Source organism: Microbacterium sp. LMI12-1-1.1 (assembly GCF_040676455.1).
In the GTDB taxonomy this organism is placed as follows: Bacteria; Actinomycetota; Actinomycetes; order Actinomycetales; family Microbacteriaceae; genus Microbacterium.
Genome location: NZ_JBEGIA010000012.1, coordinates 179,251 through 203,695, shown reverse-complemented (window position 1 = coordinate 203,695; position 24,445 = coordinate 179,251). Strand labels below are relative to the sequence as shown.

At 69.4% G+C, this 24,445-nt stretch carries 21 protein-coding genes and 3 tRNA genes; 11 read left to right on the top strand and 13 right to left on the bottom strand.

Translation table 11 applies throughout. The features are described 5' to 3' along the window. Nucleotides 1-116: 116 nt before the first annotated feature. From MRBLMI12_RS09635 to MRBLMI12_RS09625, 3 genes are all read right to left on the bottom strand, one after another. Complete coding sequence (locus MRBLMI12_RS09635; protein ID WP_363356088.1) at nt 117-4,538, bottom strand: S8 family serine peptidase; 4,422 nt, start codon at nt 4,536-4,538, stop codon at nt 117-119. 143 nt (nt 4,539-4,681) lie between these two features. Beyond that, entirely contained in the window at nt 4,682-5,707 is a 1,026-nt protein-coding gene (locus tag MRBLMI12_RS09630) for a helix-turn-helix transcriptional regulator (protein ID WP_363356085.1), read from the bottom strand. A gap of 89 nt (nt 5,708-5,796) precedes the next feature. Next, nucleotides 5,797-5,880, bottom strand: a tRNA-Leu gene (locus tag MRBLMI12_RS09625). 157 nt (nt 5,881-6,037) lie between these two features. On the opposite strand from MRBLMI12_RS09625, the gene MRBLMI12_RS09620 reads away from it, so the two are divergent. The 7 genes from MRBLMI12_RS09620 (at nt 6,038) to pknB (ending at nt 14,946) form a co-directional block, all read left to right on the top strand. Then, nucleotides 6,038-6,799, top strand: a complete 762-nt coding sequence (locus MRBLMI12_RS09620; RefSeq protein WP_363356083.1) for a DUF3662 and FHA domain-containing protein — start codon at nt 6,038-6,040, stop codon at nt 6,797-6,799. Beyond that, the gene (locus MRBLMI12_RS09615; protein WP_363356080.1) at nt 6,796-7,335 is read left to right on the top strand and encodes an FHA domain-containing protein FhaB/FipA; all 540 of its coding nucleotides are present in this window, start codon (nt 6,796-6,798) and stop codon (nt 7,333-7,335) included. The genes MRBLMI12_RS09620 and MRBLMI12_RS09615 overlap by 4 nt, the downstream gene beginning before the upstream one ends. An 18-nt stretch (nt 7,336-7,353) precedes the next feature. Then, nucleotides 7,354-8,592, top strand: coding sequence for a PP2C family protein-serine/threonine phosphatase (locus MRBLMI12_RS09610; protein ID WP_349425732.1), 1,239 nt, complete (start codon nt 7,354-7,356; stop codon nt 8,590-8,592). Further along, nucleotides 8,589-9,983 (top strand): FtsW/RodA/SpoVE family cell cycle protein, encoded by a 1,395-nt coding sequence (locus MRBLMI12_RS09605; protein WP_363356077.1) that lies wholly within the window; start codon nt 8,589-8,591, stop codon nt 9,981-9,983. The genes MRBLMI12_RS09610 and MRBLMI12_RS09605 overlap by 4 nt, the downstream gene beginning before the upstream one ends. A 1-nt stretch (nt 9,984) precedes the next feature. Continuing rightward, a complete protein-coding gene (locus MRBLMI12_RS09600; protein ID WP_349425730.1) occupies nt 9,985-11,445 on the top strand; it encodes a peptidoglycan D,D-transpeptidase FtsI family protein in 1,461 nt (486 codons plus the stop codon). After that, nucleotides 11,442-13,157, top strand: coding sequence for a serine/threonine-protein kinase (locus MRBLMI12_RS09595; RefSeq protein WP_363356075.1), 1,716 nt, complete (start codon nt 11,442-11,444; stop codon nt 13,155-13,157). The genes MRBLMI12_RS09600 and MRBLMI12_RS09595 overlap by 4 nt, the downstream gene beginning before the upstream one ends. A gap of 94 nt (nt 13,158-13,251) precedes the next feature. After that, entirely contained in the window at nt 13,252-14,946 is a 1,695-nt protein-coding gene (gene pknB / locus MRBLMI12_RS09590; protein ID WP_363356073.1) for a Stk1 family PASTA domain-containing Ser/Thr kinase, read from the top strand. 5 nt (nt 14,947-14,951) lie between these two features. Here the strand turns inward: pknB and MRBLMI12_RS09585 are convergent, their stop codons facing one another. From MRBLMI12_RS09585 to MRBLMI12_RS09575, 3 genes are read right to left on the bottom strand one after another with little or no spacing between them, the layout of a single operon-like run. Next, nucleotides 14,952-15,599 carry an anthranilate synthase component II gene (locus MRBLMI12_RS09585; RefSeq protein WP_349425728.1) on the bottom strand — a complete coding sequence of 216 codons (648 nt, stop codon included), beginning with the start codon at nt 15,597-15,599 and terminating at the stop codon, nt 14,952-14,954. Beyond that, nucleotides 15,596-15,784 (bottom strand): hypothetical protein, encoded by a 189-nt coding sequence (locus tag MRBLMI12_RS09580; protein WP_349425727.1) that lies wholly within the window; start codon nt 15,782-15,784, stop codon nt 15,596-15,598. Before MRBLMI12_RS09580 ends, MRBLMI12_RS09585 begins: the two co-directional genes overlap by 4 nt. Beyond that, complete coding sequence (locus MRBLMI12_RS09575) at nt 15,784-16,575, bottom strand: class E sortase (protein WP_363356071.1); 792 nt, start codon at nt 16,573-16,575, stop codon at nt 15,784-15,786. Before MRBLMI12_RS09575 ends, MRBLMI12_RS09580 begins: the two co-directional genes overlap by 1 nt. A 54-nt stretch (nt 16,576-16,629) precedes the next feature. Here MRBLMI12_RS09575 and MRBLMI12_RS09570 point away from each other — a divergent pair, with 54 nt between their 5' ends. Further along, the gene (locus MRBLMI12_RS09570) at nt 16,630-16,869 is read left to right on the top strand and encodes a cell division protein CrgA (RefSeq protein ID WP_045301992.1); all 240 of its coding nucleotides are present in this window, start codon (nt 16,630-16,632) and stop codon (nt 16,867-16,869) included. A gap of 206 nt (nt 16,870-17,075) precedes the next feature. On the opposite strand, the gene MRBLMI12_RS09565 is transcribed toward MRBLMI12_RS09570, so the two are convergent. Next, on the bottom strand, nt 17,076-17,969 hold the full coding sequence (locus MRBLMI12_RS09565) for a rhomboid family intramembrane serine protease (protein ID WP_349425725.1): 894 nt from the start codon (nt 17,967-17,969) through the stop codon (nt 17,076-17,078). 90 nt (nt 17,970-18,059) lie between these two features. Further along, nucleotides 18,060-18,632, bottom strand: a complete 573-nt coding sequence (locus MRBLMI12_RS09560) for a peptidylprolyl isomerase (RefSeq protein ID WP_363356068.1) — start codon at nt 18,630-18,632, stop codon at nt 18,060-18,062. 95 nt (nt 18,633-18,727) lie between these two features. On the opposite strand from MRBLMI12_RS09560, the gene MRBLMI12_RS09555 reads away from it, so the two are divergent. Beyond that, complete coding sequence (locus MRBLMI12_RS09555; RefSeq protein WP_349425723.1) at nt 18,728-19,300, top strand: DNA helicase; 573 nt, start codon at nt 18,728-18,730, stop codon at nt 19,298-19,300. Beyond that, nucleotides 19,293-19,790 (top strand): aminoacyl-tRNA deacylase, encoded by a 498-nt coding sequence (locus tag MRBLMI12_RS09550; RefSeq protein ID WP_363356066.1) that lies wholly within the window; start codon nt 19,293-19,295, stop codon nt 19,788-19,790. The genes MRBLMI12_RS09555 and MRBLMI12_RS09550 overlap by 8 nt, the downstream gene beginning before the upstream one ends. Nucleotides 19,791-19,805: 15 nt before the next feature. Here the strand turns inward: MRBLMI12_RS09550 and MRBLMI12_RS09545 are convergent, their stop codons facing one another. From MRBLMI12_RS09545 to MRBLMI12_RS09535, 3 genes are all read right to left on the bottom strand, one after another. Beyond that, the gene (locus MRBLMI12_RS09545; protein ID WP_363356064.1) at nt 19,806-20,243 is read right to left on the bottom strand and encodes an NUDIX hydrolase; all 438 of its coding nucleotides are present in this window, start codon (nt 20,241-20,243) and stop codon (nt 19,806-19,808) included. A gap of 77 nt (nt 20,244-20,320) precedes the next feature. Further along, nucleotides 20,321-20,393, bottom strand: a tRNA-Ala gene (locus MRBLMI12_RS09540). Nucleotides 20,394-20,404: 11 nt separating this feature from the next. Beyond that, nucleotides 20,405-20,478, bottom strand: a tRNA-Ile gene (locus MRBLMI12_RS09535). A gap of 74 nt (nt 20,479-20,552) precedes the next feature. Between MRBLMI12_RS09535 and MRBLMI12_RS09530 the strand changes: the two genes are divergently transcribed. Beyond that, a complete protein-coding gene (locus MRBLMI12_RS09530) occupies nt 20,553-21,278 on the top strand; it encodes a VIT1/CCC1 transporter family protein (protein WP_414686214.1) in 726 nt (241 codons plus the stop codon). 67 nt (nt 21,279-21,345) lie between these two features. Here MRBLMI12_RS09530 and MRBLMI12_RS09525 read toward each other — a convergent pair whose 3' ends face one another. Both MRBLMI12_RS09525 and gyrA read right to left on the bottom strand, forming a co-directional pair. Beyond that, nucleotides 21,346-21,750 (bottom strand): DUF3566 domain-containing protein, encoded by a 405-nt coding sequence (locus MRBLMI12_RS09525; RefSeq protein WP_331906620.1) that lies wholly within the window; start codon nt 21,748-21,750, stop codon nt 21,346-21,348. Further along, nucleotides 21,747-24,383, bottom strand: coding sequence for a DNA gyrase subunit A (gene gyrA, locus MRBLMI12_RS09520; protein ID WP_349425719.1), 2,637 nt, complete (start codon nt 24,381-24,383; stop codon nt 21,747-21,749). The genes MRBLMI12_RS09525 and gyrA overlap by 4 nt, the downstream gene beginning before the upstream one ends. Nucleotides 24,384-24,445 lie beyond the last annotated feature (62 nt).

Genomic DNA, 24,445 nt, shown 5'->3' with positions numbered 1-24,445 from the left:
CGCCGGGCGGGCGACCGCGCGGAGCGTCGCCGGGCGCGGAGTCGCGCGCCGGCCGTGGTGCGCCCGAGGGGTGATGCGGCGCGCGCCACACCACCCCACGACGCTCGTTCCCGCTCCTAGGCGCGACCTCTGCGACGCGACCGCACGAGCACCGCGCCGACGGTCAGCGCGAGCGCTGCCACGATGCCGAGCACGGTGGCGGCACCGCCGCCGGTCGCAGCCAGGTCGTCCGCGCTGCTGCCGCCGGCCGGCCGGCCGTCGGGGCCGTCGGGATCGCCGGAGCCGGGATCGCCGGAGCCGGGATCACCGGAGCCGGGGCCACCGGTGCCGGGGTTCCCAGGGTCGACGACCGGCTGCAGATCGGCGAGCTGGACCGCGGTGGCGTAGACCACCCGATGCGCCGAGATGTGGATGTCGGGTGTGAGCACCTCGTACTTGGCGCGCACCCAGAACGCCTCGCCTTCCGCCGCGGCGATCGTCCTGGTCACGACGGGTCCAGGTTCCGTCACGCGATCGTGGGGCACCTGCTCCGTGTAGAAGCGGGCGCCGTAGATGTCGGACCCGTAGCCCGCCGAGAGGTCGAAGCCGCCGCTGTAGGCCGGATACCGGTTGTTCACGGTGAGCGTGATCCCCTCGGCAGCCCGGCTCGATCCGTCGAGGGAGGGATCCGAGGCCACGACCCAGAAGTCGTGCGAGACCTCGGTCTGCGCCGCGCACCTCTCGGAGCCCGAGTTCGCGTACGAGCCCGCGACCTCGCCGTCGACGATCACGTCGATACCTGTGATGCCGGTCAGATCGAACGTCGAGGTCACGACCGGCTTGTCGATCCACAGCGAGCCGAACACGAGCGGGCCGGCGCACGTCTTCGACCTGATGGTCGCCTGCGTGACAGCACCGACGGAATTGTCGTAGAAGAGGTCGACAGCGTTCTCGTCGTCTGGATTCCGGGTGAGCGTGAGAAGGCTCGGCGCAGTCTCCTCCACGACGAACGCCCGCTCCCTCGCCTGCATCGGGCCTTCCTCACCCTCTGCCCACGCCCGCACCACGTAGTCGCCGGGCGCGAGTCGCACCGCGGTGGTGCGGGCCGAGTCCACCTCGAACATGGGATCGCTGTACACGTCGACATCCTCGCGCAGCATCTCTGTGCCGCCGGCGCTGGTCAGCGTCGTGTGCACGACGCCCTCGCCCCCGAACATGATCTCGGCCGACACCGATGCGCCGCCGTCGGCGAGGTATTCGACGTTCTCGAACACATCGTGCACGAGCAGCCGTGTGGCGACGAGCCCGCCCGCGAGGTGGACATCCCCGGCCGTGATGGTCACTTCGTGTACGCCGTCGGCCGCGTCCTCCGGAAGGGTCAGCCGACGTGCTGCCGTGCCGTCGTCGCCCGTGATTCCGGCCGAGGCGACGGTACCGTCGAGTGCGATCTCGAAGCCGGTGCGGGCGGGCAGGCCGACGGCTGCGACAGTGAAGGTGCGTCCCGGACGGACGTAATCGGGAGAGACCACGATCGCGGGCTCGTCCGACGACGCCGGTGGTTCGCCGGGCGTCGTCACGTACAGGTCGGTCGTGGCGCCGGTCGCCCCGTAGGCCACGCGTCCGAAGTAGCGAGAGCCGGGCGCCAGAGCAGACCAGGAGATCGTGGCCGGGGATGTCTCGCCCATGTGCATGGCCAGCACGGCGGGGTCGGCACGCAGCGTCCCCTCGTCGGCGTCGCCACCCAGCAGGTAAGTGGTCAGTTCGTAGTCCAGGTCGCCCTCACCGGAGAAGAAGGAGACGTCGACCACGTACTCACCGGCCTCCAGGTCGGCGCGAACGATGGTCTCGTCCGCTCCGGGTGAGGTCGACTGGTCGAGGTACAGCAGACCACCGAAATCGTCGACCTGGTAGAGCGCGAGGTCCAGATCGCTCTGTGCATCGGCGCCTTCGAGCTCGAATCGTGCGGAAGTGGTGCCTTCGGGGACCTCGATGACGTGACGGGCCGGAGCGGCGCCGGTGGCGCCCGAACCTCGCGCGATCCGGCCGGCGACGAGGCCGGAGACGGCGAGCGGCACCTCCATCGTCTCGCCTGCGGCGACCGGCAGCTCGAGGGAGCCGTCGACGCCTTCTCCGGTCGCCGTCCTGGGGACGGCGATGATGCTCGGTCGCACAGCCAGAGGCACCACCACGGTGTCGCCCTCCGCTCCGGCCCACCGGAGTGTGCCCGTGGTGAACACGTCGAGGGGTGCGCTCTGGCGACGGAAGGTGATCGTGAACGACTTCTCCTCTCCGGCGGATGCGAACTCGAGAAGAGTCGGACTCACGGTCACATCGACTCCCGGCACCGTCACGTCGGCCACGGTGTACGAGCCGGGGCGCGTCGCGGTCACCGTGCGGGTGATCGTCTGCACGCCGGCAAGGCTCCCGACGGCCACGGAGGCGAGGTTGAGGTCGGAGGGGTCGATCGTCTGCACCCCGAGGTCCGCCGCACCGATTCCCTGGATGTAGCCGTTCCAGTCATCGATCCCGTTGAGGAACAGGAGCGCGGGGTCGAGGAAGCGCGCCGGCTCGACGTGTCCCGAGCCCTCGCCGAAGGGATCGGTGAACTCGGATCCGTCGCGTTCGAGGGTGTGGGATGCCGTCGTCATGAGCGCGGACTTGATCTCCGAAGGCGCGGCTTCCGGATGCGCGCCCAGATACAGCGCCGCGAGCCCGGCGACGTGAGGCGAGGCCATCGATGTGCCCGAAAGGAGCTCGAAGGTCGGTTCCTCGCCCTCGGCATTGCGGCCGTCGGCGAGGATCGCCACGCCCGGCGCCGTGATGTCCGGCTTCAGGATGTCCCCGCCGTCGGCCAGCACGGGGCCGCGGGACGAGAAGCCTGCGAGCTGCGGCGTCACCGGCGATGGGCTGCCGCTCGTGTTGCCGTCCTCGAAGACGGCCGTGCCCCCCGGCGTCGCCGCATAGGCCTCCAGCGCCTCGAACGCGTCGGCGTCGACGTGGATGGTCGGGACAGCGTGGACATCGAGGTCGATCGAGTTCGCGGTCGGGTTGACCAGCACCATCGCGATTCCGCCGGCGCGGGCAACCTCGGCCGACTTGGCGGTCCGGTCCACGACGCCGCGCTCGCACAGGACGATCGCTCCCGCCGCCATGCCCGGGTCGAGCGTCTCCGGGCCGCATAGGTGCGCGTCCGCCGCTCCGGCGGCAGCGACGCTGCTCGCCGTCACGAACGGACCGCTCACTCCGGCCGTGTCGGCGATCGTGCCACCTGCGTAGGCGTTGCCGTCGCCGGTGCGGACGGTCGCCTCGTAGCTCGGAATGGTGCTGGCTGCCACCGTGGTGATCCACGGTGCGGCGTTGTCGACCGTGGACTCCGTGGGACCGTCGTTGCCGGCGGAGGCGGCGATGAAGATGCCCGCCGCGGCCGCGCCGAGGAACGCCTGATCGGTCAGCGCGACGGTGCTGACAGCGCCGCCGCCGCCGATGGAGTAGTTGATGACGTCCACCCCGTCGGCCACTGCGGCATCAATGGCGGCGAGCAGGTCGCCCGTCATGCAGCCGTCGTCGAAGGCAGTCGGGCCGGTCCAGCAGGCCTTGTACACCGCGACCTTCGCCGCCGGCGCAACGCCCGAGATCTCACCGAGGTCGCGGCCGGCGACGTGCGCGGTGACACCGGCGTTGCCTGCCGCGGTGCTCGCCGTGTGCGAGCCGTGGCCGTTGCCATCACGGGGAGATACGACCTCGCCACGGTCCGATCCGATGTAGTCGGCACCGTAGTTGTCCACGAAGTACCGTGCTCCGATCAGCTTGGTCGTGCAGTCGTCGCTGTCGAAGGCGTCGCCTGCCTGACACGTGCCGCGGAACTGGTTGCCGTCGCCCTTCTCGAACACGATGGCGTCGCCGTCCCGGTAGGGGTCTGCGCCAGGGTCGGCGGCGAGCGGGTCGCCGGCGAACGAAGGATTCTCCGGTGCGACGCCGGAGTCGATGATCCCGATCACCACGCCGTCGCCTGCGGCATCTATCCCGCCGAGAGTCGCCCATACGCCGTCCTCGCCGCTGAGTCCGATGAAGTCCGTGGAGGGACCCGCCGTCTGCAGGTGCAGGAGCTCGTCCTTGACCACTGCAGCGACGCGCGGGTCTGCGGCGAGATCGGCGGCCTGCTGAGCGGTCAGCGCACTCGTGAAGCCGTTCGTCGCGAGCGTGTACGAGCTGACGATGCTCGCCCCCGCATCCGCAGCGACGGCCTGCTGCTCCGCAGTAAGGCGATCGGAGTATGCCGCGACCGCTTTCGAGCGCATATCCAGCTCGTCACCCTCTCCGGGCTGGGTGCCGCGGTACGAGGCGACACCGCCCCGATAGGTCGCGACCGACGAATCGCGGAGCGTGACGATATAGCGGCCGTCGTCGTATGCGGAGGGATCGGGCTGCAGAGCCGTCAACGGCGTTGCCGCCGCAGCGCTGCTCATTGTCGGGGTCATGGCGAGCGCGAGCGTGGACAGCAACGCGACGACTGCGCACAAGGCCGTCGTGCGCAGAGGCGCGCGAGTGGAGTAGGTCACGGTGGTCCTCGAGATGTGCGGCGCGACCCCGGGGTGGGTCGGGCTGGACCTCATTCTGCGAGGTCCCGTGCCGTCAGCTCTGGCCGGATATGGCCACCGACCTCAACCGGCCAACTGTTGAAACGCCAGCGTTACATCCGCGGTCAGATCCAGCCGCGCCGGGATGCCTCCACACCGGCCTGGAAACGATTGCTCGCTCCGAGGCCGGCCATGAGCTCCTGGCTGCGCCGTCGCAGCGTGCGCGCCGAGATCCCCAGTCGGCGCGCGATGGCGTCGTCCTTCATCCCCACGGCCATGAGCGTCAGGATGGCGAGATCCTCGGACGAGGGGCTGTCCGTCTGCGGTGCGGGATAACGTCTGGTCGTCTCGGGCAGACCGTGCGGGGACGCTGCCGCGGTCAGCGGGACGGCTCTCGCCCACTCGTACTCGAAGAGGGTGCACAACGCAGCGACCAGGGGCAGCGCGTGGGTCACGAGCGCCACGACCTCGCCAGGTTCGAGACTCAGTGAGACGAGGGCGACGGCGCGGTCGACGACGACCAGCTTGATGGGCAGGTCGTCGGTGATGCGCGACTGCTCACCCTGCTCGGCGAGCGCTCCGACCTCGTCCCAGGTCGCGCCCTCGTCGAAGCTCGACACGGTGTAGATCGCGCGCCACTGGACGCCCCGGGCCAGGACAGCGGACTCGAACGGGTCGAAGGAAGCGGCCACATACGGTGGACGGTCGAACGCGAGGAACTCACGCTCCGCCTGGTGCTGGAGACGCGCGTACCAGCCGGCGACGGCATCCGGATCGGTGACGAACATGCTCTGCGGCACATCCGCAGAAGTGGTGGCAGCCGCATCGAAGTGATCCGCGAGCGCGGGAATGGCCTCGCGCAGCCGTTGCGTCTGCTCACTCAGCTGCTCGGCCAGCGCACGCACGGCAAAGCGCGGGTCAACGGCCGAGTAATCGGGGTCCGCCGATTCCAGTCGCGTGACGAGCCCGGCGGAGCGCAGCTCCTCCAAGCCCGCGAACGTGGTCGGCTCATCCAGGCCGAGCTTCGCCGCCACGTCTCGCGCCCGGATGCGTCCCGCCATGAGAACGGCGAGGTACACACTCTCGCCCAGTGGATCGACCCCGGGCAGGTCGAGCGGCTTGTCATCCTGGGCGGAGTCCCGGCCATTCATGATGCGAGCCTAATGCGCCTGTCGTCGCCCCTCGGAGGTGCGTGAGACGCCGAAAGCCCCCGGGATACCCGGGGGCTTTCGATGCGCTGTGCGCGAGGGGGGAGTTGAACCCCCACGCCCTTTCGGGCACTGGCACCTGAAGCCAGCGCGTCTGCCTATTCCGCCACTCGCGCGAGTCACGGCATCCGAAGATCCCGCGAAACTCAACTTGCCGAGGATATCATGCGTCGCGGCCTGGTTCTAACTCGCCTGATCGCCAGCACGATCCATCGTCGGCACAGACTGTGCAATTAGCATGTAGCAACCGGCACCCCCCTCAAGAGGAGCTCCGTGGGACTACTTGACAGCTTCGAGAAAGGTCTCGAACGCGCGGTGAACAGCGCGTTCGCGAAGACCTTTCGCAGCGGCATCCAGCCTGTGGAGATCGCGTCCGCCCTGCGCAGCGAACTCGACAAGAAGGCCGCGGTGGTCAGCCGCGACCGCATCCTCGCACCGAACACCTTCACCGTGCGGCTCTCGCCCGCCGACGACGACCGCATCTCGGCGCTCGGCGACGCGCTCACGCACGAGCTCGACACGCTCGTGCACGCGCACGCCAAGGCCCAGGGCTACTCGTTCGCCGGCCCGGTGACGATCTCGCTGCGACGGGACGACGAACTGTCCACCGGCACGCTCCGAGTGGAGTCGACGACGGCCCAGGGCGGCCGCGTCGCGTGGCGCGGCGTGGTGGACGTCGAGGGCCGCCGCATCCCCCTGACGAAGTCGCGCACGGTCATCGGCCGCGGCAGCGACGCCGACATCACGGTCGCCGACTCGGGCACGAGCCGCAAGCACGTCGAGATCCTGTGGGACGGCGAGCGCGCCATGGTCCGCGACCTGGGCTCCACCAACGGCACGCTGCTCGACGGCCGCAAGGTCGGCGAGGCCGCGCTGCCACCCGACTCGACGGTGCGGATCGGTCGCACCGACATCGTGTTCCGCGTCGTCGCACAGGCAGCGACCGCGCGACCGGCGGCACCGGTCGACGACGCCACGCGGGCGTTCGACGCGCGCGCCGCGTACGACCCGCAGGAGCGGGGGCCGCTGGCATGAGCGAGCTGACCCTTCTGCTGCTGCGCATCGGCTTCCTGGTGCTGCTGTGGGCGTTCGTCTTCGCCGTCGTGTACTCGCTGCGCGCCGACCTGTTCGGCGTCAAGGTGCGCCGGATGCCGGATGCCGCGGCCGCCGCGGTCGGGCCTGCGGCATCCGTCCCCGCCGCGGCCGCCTCGGTCACCGCGCCGGTCGCACCCGTGGCGTCTGCAGCGCCCGCGAAGCCGGGCGGACCGGCGACGACGGCCGCTGTCTCGCGGATCGTGATCACGAGCGGACCCAAGACCGGGCTCGAGCTCCCGCTCGGCAACGAGCCGCTCACCATCGGGCGCTCGAGCGAGTCCGGCCTCGTGGTCCGCGACGACTACACCTCCAGCCACCACGCCCGTCTGGTGCTGTGGGGGGACCAGTGGATGATCCAGGACCTCGACTCGACGAACGGCACCTGGCATGACGGCGCCCGCGTGACTTCTCCCGTCCCCGTGAACATCGGCGCGCCCATCAAGGTCGGCGCGACGACGTTCGAGCTGCGGAAGTAGCGGGCGGACCCCTCCCACATGGTCTTCCAGGGCTCGAGCGCCGCGATCTCGCACACCGGCAAGGTGCGCTCCAACAATCAGGACTCCGGCTATGCCGGCTCGAACCTCTTCGTCGTCGCCGACGGCATGGGCGGCCACGCGGGCGGCGACGTCGCCTCGAGCATCGCGATCACCCGGCTGCAGGTGCTCGACCGCCCCTACGACTCCACGGCCGACGCGGAACGGGCGCTGCGTGACGCGATATCGGATGCCGCGGTCGACCTCGCCGACACCGTCGGCCTCCGGCCGGAGCTCGCCGGCATGGGCACCACCGTCAGCGCGCTCATCATGGTCGACGAATACGCCGTCATCGCCCATATCGGCGACTCGCGCATCTACCTCTACCGCGACGGCGCGCTCACCCAGATCACCACCGACCACACCTTCGTGCAGCGGCTCGTGGACTCCGGCCGCATCACGCCCGAAGAGGCCCGCTACCACCCGCGCCGTTCCGTGCTCATGCGCGTGCTCGGCGACATGGACACCGACCCCGAGCTCGACACGTTCATCATGCCGACGCAGCCGGGTGACCGCTGGCTGCTCTGCTCGGACGGCCTGTCGGGCGTGGTCGACGACCCGCACACGGCGAAGGCGATGGGTCTCGGACTCGCGCCGGGACGCACCGCCGACAGCCTGCTGAAGCAGGCCCTCGACGGCGGCGCCCCCGACAACGTCACGATCGTCATCGTCGACGTCGGCGGGCAGCATCCGCTCTTCTCCGGCACGCCCACGATCGTGGGCTCCGCGTCCAACCCGACCGGCATCGACGTGCCCGCCGCCCGCCCCGGCCGCACGAGCTGGCTGCACCCCAACCGTCAGTCGGCGAACGAGCCGACGCACTTCGAGCCTGCCGCGGAGTTCCTCGAGGAGCTCATCGAGGAGGACCGGCGGCGCGCCCGCCGCCGGCGCGTCGGGTGGATGGTCGGCGTGGCCCTCGTGCTCGTGCTCCTCGCCGGCGCCGCATGGATCGGCTACCAGTGGACCCAGACGCGCTACTTCGTCGGCGCCGATGAGGACACCGTCGTGATCTATCAGGGCGTGCAGCAGAACATCGGGCCGATCTCGCTGTCGACGCCCTACGAGGACACCGAGATCCCGCTCGATTCGCTGTCCGCCTTCGCCCGTGCGACGGTGGAGGGCACGATCTCGGCCAACTCGCTCTCGCACGCACGGCAGATCGTGTCGGGAATCAGCGACCTGTCGGGAGGAGGCGGATGAGCGCCCCCGCGAGCACACCCACCGACGCCGTCTCGACCGACACCGCCGTGGTGCGGGCGCTCAGACGCATCCGCGTGCCGCAGACCCAGCGCAACCGCGAGCTGGCCCTGCTGGTCTTCGCGTTCACGATCAACGGGTCGGCGATCGCCCTCGTCCAGCTGGGCGCGCTCGGCGCGATCGACTGGACGTTCCTGGTCTACTGCGGCGGCCTCACCGCCCTCGTGATCGCGCTGCACATCCTGCTGCGCCTGCGCGCCCGCGACGCCGACCCCTTCGTCGTGCCCATCGCGACGCTCCTCACGGGGCTCGGCCTCGCGATGATCTACCGGCTCGACCTGAACTGGGAGCGCCACGGCTGGGAGGCGTACTCGACGCGGCAGCTGGCGTGGGCGGCGATCGCGCTCATCGCGGCGATCCTCGTGGTGATGTTCCTGCACAACTACCGGGTGCTGTTCCGCTACACATACATCTTCGGCTTCGTCGGCATCGCCCTGCTGATCCTGCCGGTGATCCCCGGCCTCAGCGGCGGCGGCAACGCCGATGTATGGGTCGACCTGGGTTTCTTCTCATTCCAGCCGGGTGAGCTCGCCAAGATCGCCCTCGGCATCTTCTTCGCCGGCTACCTGGTGCGCACACGCGAGAGCCTCACCTCCACCGGCACCCGGTTCCTCGGCCTCACCTGGCCGCGCGGACGCGAGCTCGGGCCGCTGCTGGTCATCTGGCTCGTCTCGCTCGGCATCATCGTGCTGCAGCGCGACCTCGGCACCGGCGTGCTGATCTTCGGCATGTTCGTCGCGATGCTCTACGTCGCGACCGGCAAGACCAGCTGGGTGCTCATCGGCGTCGTGCTCGCCGTGTCGGGCGCGTTCCTCGCGTCGCGGATCCTTCCGTACGTGGGCGCGCGGTTCACGAACTGGCTCGACGCGTTCAACCCCGACCTGATGGGCGGATCCAGCTACCAGCTCGTCAACGGCATCTTCGGCATGGCGAACGGCGGGCTCCTGGGCACCGGGCTCGGGCTGGGGCGGCCGTACCTCACGCCGGTCGCCGAGAGCGACTACATCCTGCCGGCGCTGGGCGAAGAGCTCGGCCTGATCGGCGTGTTCGCGATCCTGTGCCTGTACATGGTCTTCACGAGCCGCGGTATCCGCATCGGCCTGGCCGGGCAGGACGACTTCGGCAAGCTGCTCGCCACCGGCCTGTCGTTCACGATCGCGCTGCAGGTCTTCATCATGGTCGGCGGCGTCACCCGCCTCATCCCGCTCACCGGCCTCACGACGCCGTTCCTGGCGGCGGGCGGCTCGTCGCTCGTGGCGAACTGGATCATCGTCGCGCTGCTGCTGCGCATCTCGGATGCCGTCCGCAGCCGGCCCCGGGTGGTGATCGGCTGACATGACCAAAGAACTGCGTCGCCTCAGCGTCCTGATGCTGGTCATGTTCCTCGCGCTGTTCGCGTCGACGAGCTGGATCCAGGTGATCCAGGCCGACGAGCTCGCGGCCAACCCGGAGAACCGTCGCTCGCTCTACGACTCGTACGAGGTGCAGCGCGGGTCGATCATCGCGAGCGGAGCCGCGATCGCCTCGTCGGTGCCGTCCGACGACCTCTACAGCTGGCAGCGCGTGTACACGGATGCCGACATGTGGGCGCCCGTCACCGGCTACATCAACCCGGTGCTGAACTCGGCGACCAACATAGAGCTGGCCATGAACCAGGAGCTCAGCGGCACAGCCGGCTCGCAGTTCTTCTCGCGCGTCGAGCGGATCTTCACCGGACAGCCGCCGCGCGGCTCGAACGTCGTGCTCTCCCTCGACGCCGATGTGCAGCGGGCCGCCTACGAGGCGCTCGGCGACCTGCAGGGCGGCATCGTCGCGATCGAGCCGTCGACCGGGCGCATCCTGGCGCTGGTGACGAGCCCGAGCTACGACACCAACGTCCTCGCATCACACGATACGGACGCGGTGAACGACGCCTACGACGCCCTCGTCGCCGATCCGGGCAAACCGCTGTCGAACCGTGCGATCGCCGGCGACCTGAATCCGCCCGGCTCGACCTTCAAGCTCGTGGTGGCCTCGGCCGCCCTCGCGTCCGGCGACTACACGCCGCAGTCGACGCTCCCGAACCCCGCGACCTACCAGCTGCCGCAGTCCAGCAGCATCGTCCACAACGCCAGCGGCGGCACGTGCGGCGGCGGCGACACGGTCACGCTCGCCGACGCGCTGCGCCTGAGCTGCAACATCCCGTTCGCGGAACTCGCTGTGGAGCTCGGCGACACCGCCATCCGCGAAGAGGCCGAGAAGTACGGCTTCAACCAGCCGTTCGAGCTGCCGCTCATCTCGACGCCGTCGGGATACCCGCGGACGATCCAGGACGACGCGCAGACGGCGCTGAGCGGGTTCGGCCAGGGTCAGGTGACGGCGACGCCGCTGCAGATGGCGATGGTGTCGGCCGGCATCGCGAACGGCGGCACGGTGATGAACCCCCGCATGGTGGATCGTGTGATCGGCCCGGACCTGTCGGTACAGAAGACCTTCGACGACACGGAGTTCGGGCGGGCTCTCGACGCGGCCCTCGCGGATGAGTTGGTCACGATGATGGTGGCCAATGTCAGTGACGGTGCTGCGTCGGGTGCAAGAATAGACGGGGTCGACGTGGCCGGAAAGACCGGAACCGCGGAGAACACCGGCGACGAGCCATATACCCTCTGGTTCACAGGGTTCGCCCCGGCCCAGAACCCCGAAGTCGCGGTCGCAGTGGTCGTGGAGGACGGCGGCAGGCAAGGACAGTCGGGCAGCGGCAACACCATCGCCGCTCCTATCGCGAAGAAGGTCATGGAGGCGGTGCTGGGCAAATGAGACCGACGCAGGGCGTGACCTTCGGCGGCCGATACGAACTCGATTCGCGCATAGCGATCGGCGGCATGGGCGAGGTCTGGGAAGCGACCGACCACGTCATCGGACGGACCGTCGCCATCAAGATCCTCAAAGACGAATACATGGGAGACCCAGGATTCCTGGAGCGCTTCCGTGCCGAGGCCCGCCATGCGGCCCTCGTGAACCACGAGGGCATCGCGAGCGTGTTCGACTACGGCGAGGAGGCCGGCAGCGCCTTCCTCGTCATGGAACTCGTTCCCGGCGAGGCGCTGTCGACGGTCCTCGAGCGCGACGGATCGCTGTCGACCGACAAGACCCTCGACATCGTGGCGCAGACGTCGGCCGCACTGCAGGCCGCGCACGCGGCCGGTCTGGTGCACCGCGACATCAAGCCCGGCAACCTCCTCATCACGCCCGACGGCCGCGTGAAGATCACCGACTTCGGCATCGCGCGCATCGCCGACCAGGTGCCGCTCACCGCCACCGGCCAGGTGATGGGCACGGTGCAGTACCTGTCGCCCGAGCAGGCGTCCGGGCATCCGGCATCGCCGGCCACCGACATCTACTCGCTCGGGATCGTCGCCTACGAGTGCCTCGCGGGCAAGCGCCCGTTCACGGGCGAGTCGCAGGTCGCCATCGCGATGGCGCAGATCAACGAGCAGCCGGCACCTCTGCCGGCCACGGTCGCCGTCCCGGTCCAGAACCTCGTGATGGCGATGATCGCGAAGAAGCCCGAGGAGCGTCCGGCTTCCGCGGCTGCCGTCGCGCGCGCCGCCACCGCGCTGCGCCGAGGCGATGTCGCGGCAGCCGCCGCGGCGGTCCCGGCCATCGCCGGCGTCGCCGCGGGCGATGCGGCGACGCAGCTGCTCGCGGCGGGCTCCGACACGTCGGCCGCGACGCGCATCATGCCGGCGCCCGGTGAAGAGGGCGCCGAAGAGGCGGCGGAGAAGAAGAAGCGCAGCCCCTGGACCTGGCCGCTCATCGCCCTCATCGCTCTGCTCCTCCTGGTGCTCATCGGCACCATCTGGGCGGTCGTGGCGAACCAGGACACGCCCGCGCCCGACCCGACGAAGACCACTTCGACGCCGTCGGTGACGCCGACCGACACGCCGACGCCGACACCCACCACGGCGAACGTCGTCGCGGACGACTACGTGGGGCAGGATTGCGCCGCCGCGTCGACGGCACTTGACGCCCTCGGCCTCGGTGCGAACTGCGTCGAGGGCAACGCGGCGCCCGACGAGGCGAGCGTGGGCAAGGTCTACAGCGTGAGCCCGACCGGCAACGTCCCGAAGGGCACGATCATCGAGCTGACCGCGTACGCCGGCCAGACCCCGATGCCGACGCCGAGCTCCCCGACGTTCCAGGGCGCTCCGGCATCCGTCGCCCCCGGGGAGCAGCTCACCGTCATGTGGGACGGCTATACGTGCCCCTCAGGCGCCGGCTCGGTCAGCGCCTACACCTTCACGGTGCAGAACGGCACGATCACGAACGGGCCGAGCTTCCCGCAGAACGCGCGGTCGGCGACCGTGACGGCGGGCGACGCAGCGGGCCAGACGGTGATCGTCACGTACAACGTCACCTGCAGCGGCGGCACCGCGGGCAACCGCACGTCGGGCGAGTCGGGCGAGGCCACCGTGCTGATCCAGGCCGCTCCCACTCCCGGACCCACGGACGAGTCCGACGACGAGTGAGCCTGGCTGAGTGAATCCGCAGAGCGGGTCGCGCGGCACGCGTGACCCGCTCTCGCTCGGCTAGTGTGGCTGATGTTCCAGGCAGGGAGTGACCGTGACAGCTGAGCCGCGTGTGCTTTCGGGGCGCTATCGCATCGATGAGCCCATCGGCCGAGGCGGCATGGCGAGCGTCTACCGCGGGTACGACCTCACACTGGGCCGCGAGGTCGCGATCAAGATCCTCGACCGCGAGCTGGCCGACGACAACGCCTTCCGCACCCGGTTCCGCCTCGAGGCGCAGGCAGCGTCCCGCATGGCCCACCCGACGATCGTGCGGGTGTACGACGCCGGCGAGGACTCCCTGACGTCGCCCGACGGCACCGTCCGCCCGGTCCCGTTCATCGTGATGGAGCTGGTCAAGGGCCGGCTCCTCAAGGAGATCATCGCCGCAGGCCCCGTTCCCGTGACGGATGCCGTCCGCTACGTCGACGGCATCCTCGAGGCTCTCGAGTACTCGCACCGCGCCGGTGTCGTGCACCGCGACATCAAGCCCGGCAACGTCATGGTGACGGATGCCGGTCAGGTGAAGGTGATGGACTTCGGCATCGCCCGCGCGGTGTCGGACAGCTCGTCGACCGTCGCCGAGACCACCCAGATCCTGGGCACCGCCGCGTACTTCTCGCCGGAGCAGGCGAAGGGGGAGCCCGTCGATGCCCGCGCCGACGTGTACTCGACCGGCGTCGTGCTGTACGAGCTGCTCACCGGCCGCCAGCCGTTCCGCGGCGACTCCCCGGTGGCGGTGGCCTATCAGCACGTGAGCGAGGCGCCGGTTCCGCCGTCCGAGGTGAACGACACGGTGCCCCGCGCCCTCGACACCGTCGCGCTCCGCGCCCTCGCGAAGGACCCGTTCCAGCGCTACCAGGACGCCGCGGGCTTCCGCGAGGCGCTCGACGCGACCGTGGACGGCCGGCAGCCGTCGAAGCGGCAGGTGGGGGCCCTCACCAGCGAGCTGTACGGCCCCAACCCGCGCCAGGCCGCCGAGACCGCGCGGTCGCTGCGCCAGCTGAGCACCGACACGACGATGAAGCGCACGCAGGCCGGTCCGCCGGTCGCCTGGATCTGGGCGGGCGTCGCCCTGCTGGCGGTGCTCCTCATCTCGCTGCTGTTCTGGGTGCTCACCATCCAGCCGCGCGACGATCTGCCCGACAACGTGCGCGAGGTGCCCGATGTGTCGGGCATGACCTACGAGCGGGCGAACGAAGCACTGGCCGACGCCGACCTCCGGGCGATCCGCGTCGACGAGGAGAACACCGAGGTCGCCGCCGGCAACGTCATCCGCACCGACCCCGAGGCGGGCACGTCGGTGACGCCCGACCAGCAGGTCAGCGTGTACGTCTCGACCGGACAGCAGATGTCGACGGTGCCGACGCTGGTCGGACTCGGGCAGGATGCCGCGACAGCCGCCATCACGACCGCCGGGCTGCAGCTGGGCACCGTCACCCCGCAGAACGACAAGGACCTGGCCGCCGGCACGGTGATCTCGAGCGATCCGGTCGACGGGGCGAGTGTCGCCGCCGGCACGATGGTGAACCTCGTCGTGGCTTCCGGCCGGGTGGCGATCGACGACGTGCGGGGCTACACCGTCGACGCGGCCACACGTGAGCTCGAAGAGGTCGGGCTCACCGTGACCGCGCAGGAGGACCCGAACTGCGCCGGCGCCGACCCCGCGACCGTGCAGTCGCAGTCGCTGACCCCCGGCGACGTGCCGGTGCACTCGGAGATCACGCTGATCTACTGCACGGGCCCGTAGCGAGCTCAGGCGTCGCGTCGGGGACTGAGCGTCGCGCCGCGGGCTGCGGCATCCGTGAATCCGACCGATGCGAGCCAGTTGCCCAGCAGGCGGTGTCCGCCCTCGGTCAGCACGCTCTCGGGATGGAACTGCACGCCCACGATGGGCGCGGTGCGGTGGGCGACGCCCATGATGACGCCGCTCGCCGTGCTGCTGGTGACCACGAGCTCGGCCGGCAGCGTCTCGGGCACGATCGCCAGCGAGTGGTAGCGCGTCGCGGTGAACGGGTCGGGGAGCCCGGCGTAGAGCGGCGAGCCGTCGTGCTGCACGAGCGATGTCATGCCGTGCATGAGCTCGGGAGCGTGGTCGACCGTCGCCCCGTAGGCCTCGGCGATCGCCTGGTGGCCCAGGCACACGCCGAGGAGCGGAATGCCGCCCGATGCCGCCGCACGGACGACGGCGATCGACGCGCCGGCGGCTGCGGGGGTGCCCGGTCCGGGTGAGACGAGCACCGCGCGGCGACCCGCGACGACACCCGCGGGGTCGTCGATTGCATCGGCCTCGACCATGTCGGTCTCCGCCCCGAGCTCGTGCAGGTAGCCGATCAGGGTGTGGACGAAGCTGTCGTGGTTGTCGACGACGAGGATGCGCCCCGTTGACGGTGCCGCGGTCACGACACCGGCGCACCCGACGGGGCGGCGGGGAGCCCCACGGTGACATCCTGCGGGTTCACGAACTGGCTCACCCAGGGGAAGACGTAGAAGAGCAGACCGTAGAGCACCGCCGCGATGAGGACGAGCAGGATGAGCACCCGCACCCACCCCGGGCCGGGAAGGACTCGCCATAGCGCCGCGTACATCAGGCCACCGCCTGGAGGGATGCCGGCTCCCCGGCATCGCGGGGCGTGAACGACTCGAACACGCCGTAGGCGACGATGCGCTCGGTCATGGCGTACATGGGGCTGCAGCTCGTCAGGGTGATGTAGGCGGTGCCGGCGGGGACGTCCATGGCCTGGGGTACGGGAAGAAGCACTTCGACCTCGTTCGGGCGGACGTACTGGAGCGTCCGGAAGCGGTAGGTGTACCAGCCGGCCTGCGTCTCCACGACGATCGCGTCACCCACGTGCAGGTCGGCGATGCGGTTGAACGGCTTGCCCCACGTGGTGCGATGGGCGGCGACGGCGAAGTTGCCGGGCTCGCCCGGCATCTTGGTGCCGGGGTAGTGGCCGATGCCGATCGGGTCGAGGGTGCGGGAACGTGTCACACCACCAGCCATCGGCACCGCGTAGTCCGATCCGAAGCGGGGGACGTGCATGACGGCGAACTTCTCGCCGTCGCCGGGCTCGGGGAGCACCGGCGGCGGCGCCGTGACCGGAGCGGCCGGTGCGGACGGATCCGGCTCCGGCGCGGCGACGACGGGATCCTCGCCCTCGTACTGCTCCGCCCACTCCTGCGAGAGCTGGGTCCCTTCGGCGTTGCGCTCGGCGCCATAGATCAGATCGCCGACCCACAGCTGCCAGACGACGTAGAGGAGCACGATGACACCGGCGGTGATGAGCACCTCGCCGATGACACCGACGACGGACGTGCGCCGGCGCGGGGTCTGCTGCCTCCGCGCGGCGCGCCCCAGACCGGACACCGCTTCATCCACAGGGGGATTCTCGCACAGCAAGTGTTGGGGTCGGCTGGCAGTTAGACTCTTCCCATGGCACGACCCGGCAAAGACGACGACTCGCTCGTCGAGCGCGCAGAAGGCGAGGCCGCACCCAACCCGGTGTGGTTCAAGCCGATCATGATCGGACTGATGCTCATCGGTCTGGTCTGGATCCTCGTCTTCTACCTGAGCGGCATGGCGTTCCCGATCCCCGACATCGGGGCATGGAACCTGGTGATCGGCTTCGGTATCGCCTTCATCGGTTTCCTCATGACGACGCGCTGGCGATAGCGAGCTGCTGCGAGCGAGAAGCCCCGGTCTATGGCGACCGGGGCTTTTCCGTGCGCGGATGCCGTCATCTCGGCGGCAGAACCCGCGTGATGGCCCGCATCCTGAGTTGTTAACAACTCTGTTAACACCTGTGAATTACACCCGTGTCATTCTCCCCAGGCTGTGGATGGACCTGTGGATAACTCCGGCTCGGCGCGCCTGAAGCCTTACGCGAGGACCACACCGGGGAAGACCACCGGCACGAAGAGGAGCGCCACGAGTCCGGCACCGACGGCGACCAGCAGGCCGATCTGCAGGCCGCGCTGCCGCACCGCGCGGGTGCGCGTGAAGATGAACGCGACCAGCAGGCCGACCAGCAGGCCGCCGACGTGCGCCTGCCACGACACGTTGAATCCGGGGATGAACCCGATGACGAGGTTGATGCCGAGGACGACCGCGATGCCGGCGATGTTCGCGCCGATGTGGCGCCCGATCACGAGCAGCGCGCCGAACAGGCCGAAGATGGCGCCGGACGCCCCGACGACGGGCGTCGTGAACGAGAGCAGCGTCACCGCCACCGAGCCGCCGATGGCACTCAGCACGTAGAGGGTGAGGAACCGCCACCGGCCGAGGAGCGGTTCGAGGCTGCGGCCGATCATCCAGAGCGCGAGCATATTGAGGCCCACATGCCAGATGCCCGCGTGCACGAGGGCGCCGGTGAGCAGACGCCACGGCTCGAAGCGACCGGTCACGTCGGGGTACATCAACGGCGCCCAGTAGAGCAGCGTCTGCTGCACCGCATCGCCGACTCCGCCGGGGATGAGTGTCAGCAGGTACACGAAGGCGGTGAGGCCGATGATGGTGTAGGTGACGATCGGCTGTCCCGACGACGCCGACACCGCGCGCGGACGCGACCAGCGGCGCTCGGCCTTGCGCTGCGCCGGCGACTGCGACTTCTGCTGGTCGCGCAGGCACTCGGGGCAGATCACGCCGACGGCGGCGGGGGTCTGGCACTCCGGGCAGATCGTGCGCAGGCATCGCTGGCAGAGGACGAAGCTCTGCCGATCCGGATGCCGGTAGCAGAAGTTCTCGCGGTTGCGCTGGAAGTCGTCGGTGCTCACGCGGCCCCCGTCTGTGGGTTTCGTCGGCTCAGGGCTGCGGCGGACCCGGGCGCGCGGCGGTGTTCCGCCGCACGCCCGGTGCGCGAACCGTCAGGCCGAGGCGATGTCGATCGACTCGATGACGACCGGCTCGACCGGGCGGTCGCCGGCGGCCGTCGGAACCTCGGCGATGGTGTCGACGACGGCCTTCGAAGCATCATCGGCGACCTCGCCGAAGATCGTGTGCTTGCCCTGCAGCCACTCCGGTCCGCGGCCCCCCTGGCCGGGGACGGTGATGAAGAACTGCGAGCCGTTGGTGCCCTCGGGCTGACCGGTGATCGCGTTGCGGCGCAGGCCGGCGTTCGCCATGGCGAGCTTGTAGGGATCGGTGAAGGTGAGCTCGCCGTTGATCTCGTCGTTGAAGTTGTAGCCCGGTCCGCCCACACCCTGGCCGAGCGGGTCGCCGCCCTGGATCATGAAGCCCGAGATGATGCGGTGGAAGATGACGTCCTTGTACAGCGGGCCCTCGCCCGGCTTGCCGGTCGCCGGGTGCGTCCACGCCTGCGACCCGTCGGAGAGCCCGACGAAGTTCTGCACGGTGCGGGGGGCGTGGTCTCCGAACAGGTTGACGACGATGTCGCCGTAGTTGGTGTGGATCGTTGCGACAGCTGTATGAAGCGGCATTCCTACATTGTCTCAGAGTTCACTGCAACCCCTCCCGTCTCGGCGGGGGTCTGGCAAGATGGGGAGACGACATCCCCACGACAGGGAGGGCAACCGTGAGCGTCAGCCGCAAGCGCAAGAAGGAACTCGAGAAGCTTCAGAAGCAGGCGAACCAGCTGTGGGAGTCGCAGCAGGTGCTGGTCGGTGAGGCCGCATCCGTCGCACGCGAAGCAAGTCGCCAGCTCGGGCACTTCGGCCGCGAACAGGTAAAGCCGCAGATGCAGGCCGGCTACGACAAGTACGCCGCACCGTACGTCGACAAGGGCAAGAAGGTCGTCAACAGCACGGTGATCCCCGCGGCAGGCGCCGTGGTCGGCTCCGCGCTGTCGGTCTGGGATGCGGCGAACGACACGCGCGCGCAGCTCGCCAGCGGCCGCGGATTCGCACTGCCCGACTCGAAGAACTACGGCAAGAAGGCCGACAAGTACGCTCGCGAGGCGAGCCGGTACCTCTCGGCCAAGCTCGAGCGGTCCGCACCGCAGAAGAAGGGGATGGGCGCCGGCGGCGTGATCGCCATCATCCTCGGCGTCGCAGCCGCGGTCGGCGTGCTCTACGCCGCATGGCAGACGCTCCGCGCCGACGACGAGCTCTGGGTCGCGGACGACCCGCTGCGCGCTCCGGATGCCTGAGCCCGCCACGGGCGAGGCACTGACGGGGGTCGACCGCGTTCGCGCGGCGGCCTCCGCGCGCGGTCTGGAGATCGAGATCCGCGAGCGTCCGGCGGCGAACAGCCTGCCCGAGGCGGCCGCGATCCTCGGCATCCCCGCGTCCGGCATCGTGAAGACCCTCGTGGTCAAGCGCAGCGACGACACCTTTCTCTTCGCGCTCGTCCCGGGTGACCGGGCCATCTCGTGGCCGAAGCTGCGGGCCGTGGTGGGCGTGAACAAGCTGCAGCTGCCGGATCCCGCACGCGCGCTGGCCGCCACCGGGTACGAGCGGGGGACGATCGTGCCCCTCGGCAGCACCCACGACTGGCCGATCTACGCCGACAGCCAGATCGTCGGCCAGCGCATCGCGATGGGCGCGGGCGCACACGGCTACAGCATGTTCGTCGACGCCGATGACCTCATCGCCGCCTATGGGGCGACGGTCGCCGACATCACGCAGCCGATCGACTGACGGCTGAGCCCACGCTCACGAGGGCGGCAGCTCGACGGCCGCCATCTCGAGCGCGATGTCGACGAGCTTCACGCGCTGCAGCGCGTTCACCTCCGCGAGCGGGAACCACTCCGCGCGGTCGGTCGAGCCGTTCTTCTCATGGCGCAGGCGGCCACCGGTGACGTGCGCACGGTAGACGATCCGCAGCGTGTGCAGCGGCAGGTCGGCGCCCGGTTTCAACCGGCGGCCGGGTGGGATGACACGGGAGTGGATGCCGAGCAGCGGCCCGATCGCGACGCGATAGCCCGTCTCCTCCCTGACCTCGCGGCGAGCCGCACGCTCAGGATCCTCACCCTCTTCGAGCCCGCCCCCGGGCAGCGTCCACGCGGCGCGGCGGCCCTCGTTCCAGTGGGCGAGCAGAAGGCGGTCGTGTTCGTCGATGATCACCGCGTACGCCGCGACACGCAGGTCCATGCTTCACCCTATCCGCGCGAGACTTCCCAGAGAACGAAGAAGCCGGCCCCTTGCGGGAACCGGCTTCGTGTGTTCTGTGGAGCCTAGGAGATTCGAACTCCTGACATCCTGCTTGCAAAGCAGGCGCTCTACCAACTGAGCTAAGGCCCCGGGGCTTTCGGTGGGGCTACCAGGACTTGAACCTGGGACCTCTTCATTATCAGTGAAGCGCTCTAACCGCCTGAGCTATAGCCCCGAATGTCTGCGGAACTGCGTCCCGCAACCTCCAAGACTTTACCCGACGAAGCTCGATTTCACGAATCGGGCTGGTTGACTGGGCACGTGACCGCGACCTCTCATCCCGGCGAGCCCCACGGCGCCGGACTCGGGCAGCGACTCAACTGGCTGCGTGCCGGCGTACTGGGTGCGAACGACGGCATCGTGTCGGTCGCCGCGCTCGTCGTCGGCGTCGCCGGCGCGACCACCGACACCGGCGCGCTGTTCACCGCGGGCATCGCCGGGCTCGTCGGCGGGGCGATCTCCATGGCACTCGGCGAGTACGTGTCGGTGAGCAGTCAGCGCGACTCGGAGCGCGCGCTCATCGCCAAAGAACGCGGCGAGCTGCGCGACATGCCGGAACAGGAGCTGGAGGAGCTGACGCAGCTGTATCGCGACCGCGGCCTGTCCGAGGCGACGGCGCGCGTGGTCGCCCACGAGCTCACCGCGCACGACGCGCTGTCGGCCCACCTCGAGGTGGAGCTGCACATCGACCAGGAGGACCTGGTCAATCCGTGGCACGCGGCGCTCTCGTCGGCGATCGCGTTCACCCTCGGTGCGCTGTTGCCGCTGCTGGCGATCCTGCTTCCGCCACCGGAGTGGCGGGTGCCCGTCACCTTCGTCGCCGTGCTGCTCGCCCTCGCGGCGACGGGGACGGTGTCGGCGAGCCTCGGCGGTGCGCCGCGCGTGCGCGCGGCGACACGTCTGGTGATCGGCGGCGCGCTCGCGCTCGTCGTCACCTGGCTCATCGGCACGCTGCTCGGCACGACGGTCGTCTGACCGCATACACGAAGCGCCGGCATCCGCAGATCGACTCCGCGGATGCCGGCGCTCAGGCGCGTGGGCGTCAGTTCGAGGTGAAGCCGACGAGCAGGCCGCCGGTGACCTTGACAGCCAGGTTGTAGATGCCCGCGATCACGGCGCCGAGCACCGTGAAGACCACGAGGTTGAGGATCGCGACGACGGCCGAGAAGGCCAGCACCTGCGGGAAGCTCACGAAGTCCGACAGCAGGATGCTGCCGTCCGAGAAGCTGGAGAAGAACTCATCGGCCTTGTCGATCAGGCCGGTGGTCTGCACCACCAGGAAGACCATCACGAAGGCGACGACGGTCACCACCGCGATCGCGATCGCGGCGAGGAAGGACAGCTTCACCGCGGACCAGAAGTCCACGTACACCAGGCGCAGGCGCACCTGCTTGGCGCTGGTCTTGTGACTCGATTTCTTGGCGAGCTTGTCGGCTACCGTGCTCATGCGTCAGTGCTCTCTTCGGGGGTCTCGGGGGAGGCATCCGACCCGTCGGTGTCTTCTGATGACGGGGTCTCAGGTGACGGTGCCTGTTCGGCTCCGTCGGCGGCGTCCTCGGGTTCTTCGGCAAGGCCGCGTTCACCGTTTCGGGCGATTGCGAGGATGCGGTCGTCATCGCCGGAGCGGGCGAACACGACACCCATCGTGTCTCGACCCTTGGCGGGGACCTCGGCCACGGCAGAGCGTACCACCTTGCCGCTGGCAAGAACCACCAAGACCTCGTCGTCCTCGGAGACGATCAGACCACCCGCGAGATCGCCCCGATCCTCGCTGAGTTTGGCCACCTTGATGCCCAGTCCGCCGCGGTTCTGTACGCGGTACTGGTCCACGGCCGTGCGCTTGGCGTATCCGCCCTCGGTCACCACGAAGACATACCCGTCGTCGGTGGCGACGGATGCCGAGAGCAGGCTGTCGCCGGCGCGGAAGTCCATGCCCTTCACACCCGACGTCGAACGGCCCATCGGACGGAGCGCCGAATCGGTGGCCGAGAAGCGCAGCGACATGCCGTGCCGGCTGATGAGCAGGATGTCGTCGCCCTCGTCCACGAGCAGGGCGCTGACGACTTCGTCGTCGGGGCCCGCTTCGTCGTCGTCGCCCTCCTCGGGCACCTGACCGCGCAGCTTGATGGCGATGATGCCGCCCTGGCGGTTGGTGTCGTACTCGGTCAGGCGGGTCTTCTTGACGAGGCCGTTGCGCGTGGCGAGCACCAGGTAGGTGGCGACCGAGTAGTCGCGGATGTCGAGGATCTGCGCGATCTCCTCGTCGGGCTGGAGCGCCAGAAGGTTGGCGACGTGCTGTCCCTTGGCGTCGCGGCCGGCCTCCGGCACCTCGTACGCCTTGGACCGGTACACGCGGCCCTTGTTCGTGAAGAACAGGAGCCAGTGGTGGGTCGTCGTGACGAAGAAGTGCTCCACCACGTCGTCGGCGCGCAGCTGCGCACCCTTGACGCCCTTGCCGCCGCGGTGCTGCTGGCGGTAGTTGTCGCTGCGGGTGCGCTTGATGTAGCCGTCGCGCGTGACGGAGATCACCATCTCCTCTTCGGGGATGAGGTCTTCCATCGACATGTCGCCGTCGAACCCGTGGAGGATGTGCGTGCGGCGCTCGTCGCCGAACTTGTCGACGATCGCCGTCAGCTCCTCGCGCACGATGTCGCGCTGTCGCTGCGGGGTGGCCAGGATGTCCTGGTAGTCGGCGATCTGGCGCTCGAGCTCGGCGGCCTCGTCGATGATCTTCTGGCGTTCGAGGGCGGCCAGGCGGCGCAGCTGCATCTGCAGGATCGCGTCGGCCTGCACGTCGTCGATGTCGAGAAGCTTCTGGAGGCCCTCGTTCGCCTCCTGCACCGTCGGCGACCGGCGGATCAGCGCGATGACCTCGTCGAGCGCGTCGAGCGCCTTGAGGTAGCCGCGCAGGATGTGCATGCGCTCCTCGGCCTTGCGCAGCCGGTAGGTGGTGCGCCGGACGATGACGTCGATCTGGTGGTCCACCCACAGCGCGATGAAGCCGTCGAGGGCGAGCGTGCGGGGCACGTTGTCGACGATCGCGAGCATGTTCGCGCCGAAGTTCTCCTGCAGCTGCGTGTGCTTGTACAGGTTGTTCAGCACGACCTTGGCGACGGCATCCCGCTTGAGGACCACCACGAGACGCTGACCGGTGCGATCGGAGGTCTCGTCGCGGATGTCGGCGATGCCGGTGATCTTGCCGTCGCGGGCGAGATCGCCGATCTTCACCGCGAGGTTGTCGGGGTTCACCTGGTACGGCAGCTCGGTGATGACGAGGCAGGTGCGCCCCTGGATCTCCTCGATCGCGACGACGGCGCGCATCGTGATCGACCCGCGCCCGGTGCGGTACGCCTCGCGGATGCCCTTCGTGCCGAGGATCTGCGCGCCGGTCGGGAAGTCCGGACCGGGGATGCGCTCCATGAGCGCCTCGAGCAGCTCCTCGCGCGAGGCGTCCGGGTGCTCCAGCGCCCACAGTGCGCCCGCGGAGACCTCACGCAGGTTGTGCGGCGGGATGTTGGTCGCCATGCCGACGGCGATGCCGACGGAGCCGTTGACCAGCAGGTTCGGGAAACGCGCCGGCAGAACCGACGGCTCCTGCGTCTGCCCGTCGTAGTTGTCCTGGAAGTCGACGGTCTCTTCCTCGATGTCGCGCACCATCTCGAGCGCGAGCTGAGCCATCTTCGTCTCGGTGTATCGCGGGGCGGCGGCGCCCATGTTGCCGGGCGAGCCGAAGTTGCCCTGACCCTGCGCCAGCGGGTACCGCAGCGACCAGGGCTGCACCAGACGGACGAGGGCGTCGTAGATCGCCGTGTCGCCGTGCGGGTGGTACTGGCCCATGACCTCGCCGACGACGCGGGCGCACTTCGAGAAGGACTTGTCGGGGCGGAACCCGCCGTCGTACATGCCGTAGATCACGCGGCGGTGCACCGGCTTCAGGCCATCGCGAACGTCGGGGAGTGCGCGGCCGATGATGACGGCCATCGCGTAGTCGAGATAGCTGCGCTGCATCTCGAGCTGCAGATCGACCTGGTCGATGCGGCCGTGCTCGTGCTCAGGCTCGGGGCGTTCGTCTTCAGCCATGGGCTTCTTTCGTGTCTGTGCGTTTCGTCTCGCTGTGCTCGCTCAATGACCGGGCCTGTGCC

Bases quoted from the DNA above. Each gene is read 5' to 3' on its own strand.
- MRBLMI12_RS09630 (WP_363356085.1), bottom strand. From the start codon at position 5,707: ATGAATGGCCGGGACTCCGCCCAGGATGACAAGCCGCTCGACCTGCCC.
- MRBLMI12_RS09615 (WP_363356080.1), top strand. From the start codon at position 6,796: ATGAGCGAGCTGACCCTTCTGCTGCTGCGCATCGGCTTCCTGGTGCTG.
- MRBLMI12_RS09610 (WP_349425732.1), top strand. From the start codon at position 7,354: ATGGTCTTCCAGGGCTCGAGCGCCGCGATCTCGCACACCGGCAAGGTG.
- MRBLMI12_RS09605 (WP_363356077.1), top strand. From the start codon at position 8,589: ATGAGCGCCCCCGCGAGCACACCCACCGACGCCGTCTCGACCGACACC.
- MRBLMI12_RS09600 (WP_349425730.1), top strand. From the start codon at position 9,985: ATGACCAAAGAACTGCGTCGCCTCAGCGTCCTGATGCTGGTCATGTTC.
- MRBLMI12_RS09595 (WP_363356075.1), top strand. From the start codon at position 11,442: ATGAGACCGACGCAGGGCGTGACCTTCGGCGGCCGATACGAACTCGAT.
- MRBLMI12_RS09580 (WP_349425727.1), bottom strand. From the start codon at position 15,784: ATGTACGCGGCGCTATGGCGAGTCCTTCCCGGCCCGGGGTGGGTGCGG.
- MRBLMI12_RS09570 (WP_045301992.1), top strand. From the start codon at position 16,630: ATGGCACGACCCGGCAAAGACGACGACTCGCTCGTCGAGCGCGCAGAA.
- MRBLMI12_RS09560 (WP_363356068.1), bottom strand. From the start codon at position 18,632: ATGCCGCTTCATACAGCTGTCGCAACGATCCACACCAACTACGGCGAC.
- MRBLMI12_RS09550 (WP_363356066.1), top strand. From the start codon at position 19,293: ATGCCTGAGCCCGCCACGGGCGAGGCACTGACGGGGGTCGACCGCGTT.
- MRBLMI12_RS09545 (WP_363356064.1), bottom strand. From the start codon at position 20,243: ATGGACCTGCGTGTCGCGGCGTACGCGGTGATCATCGACGAACACGAC.
- MRBLMI12_RS09525 (WP_331906620.1), bottom strand. From the start codon at position 21,750: ATGAGCACGGTAGCCGACAAGCTCGCCAAGAAATCGAGTCACAAGACC.
- gyrA (WP_349425719.1), bottom strand. From the start codon at position 24,383: ATGGCTGAAGACGAACGCCCCGAGCCTGAGCACGAGCACGGCCGCATC.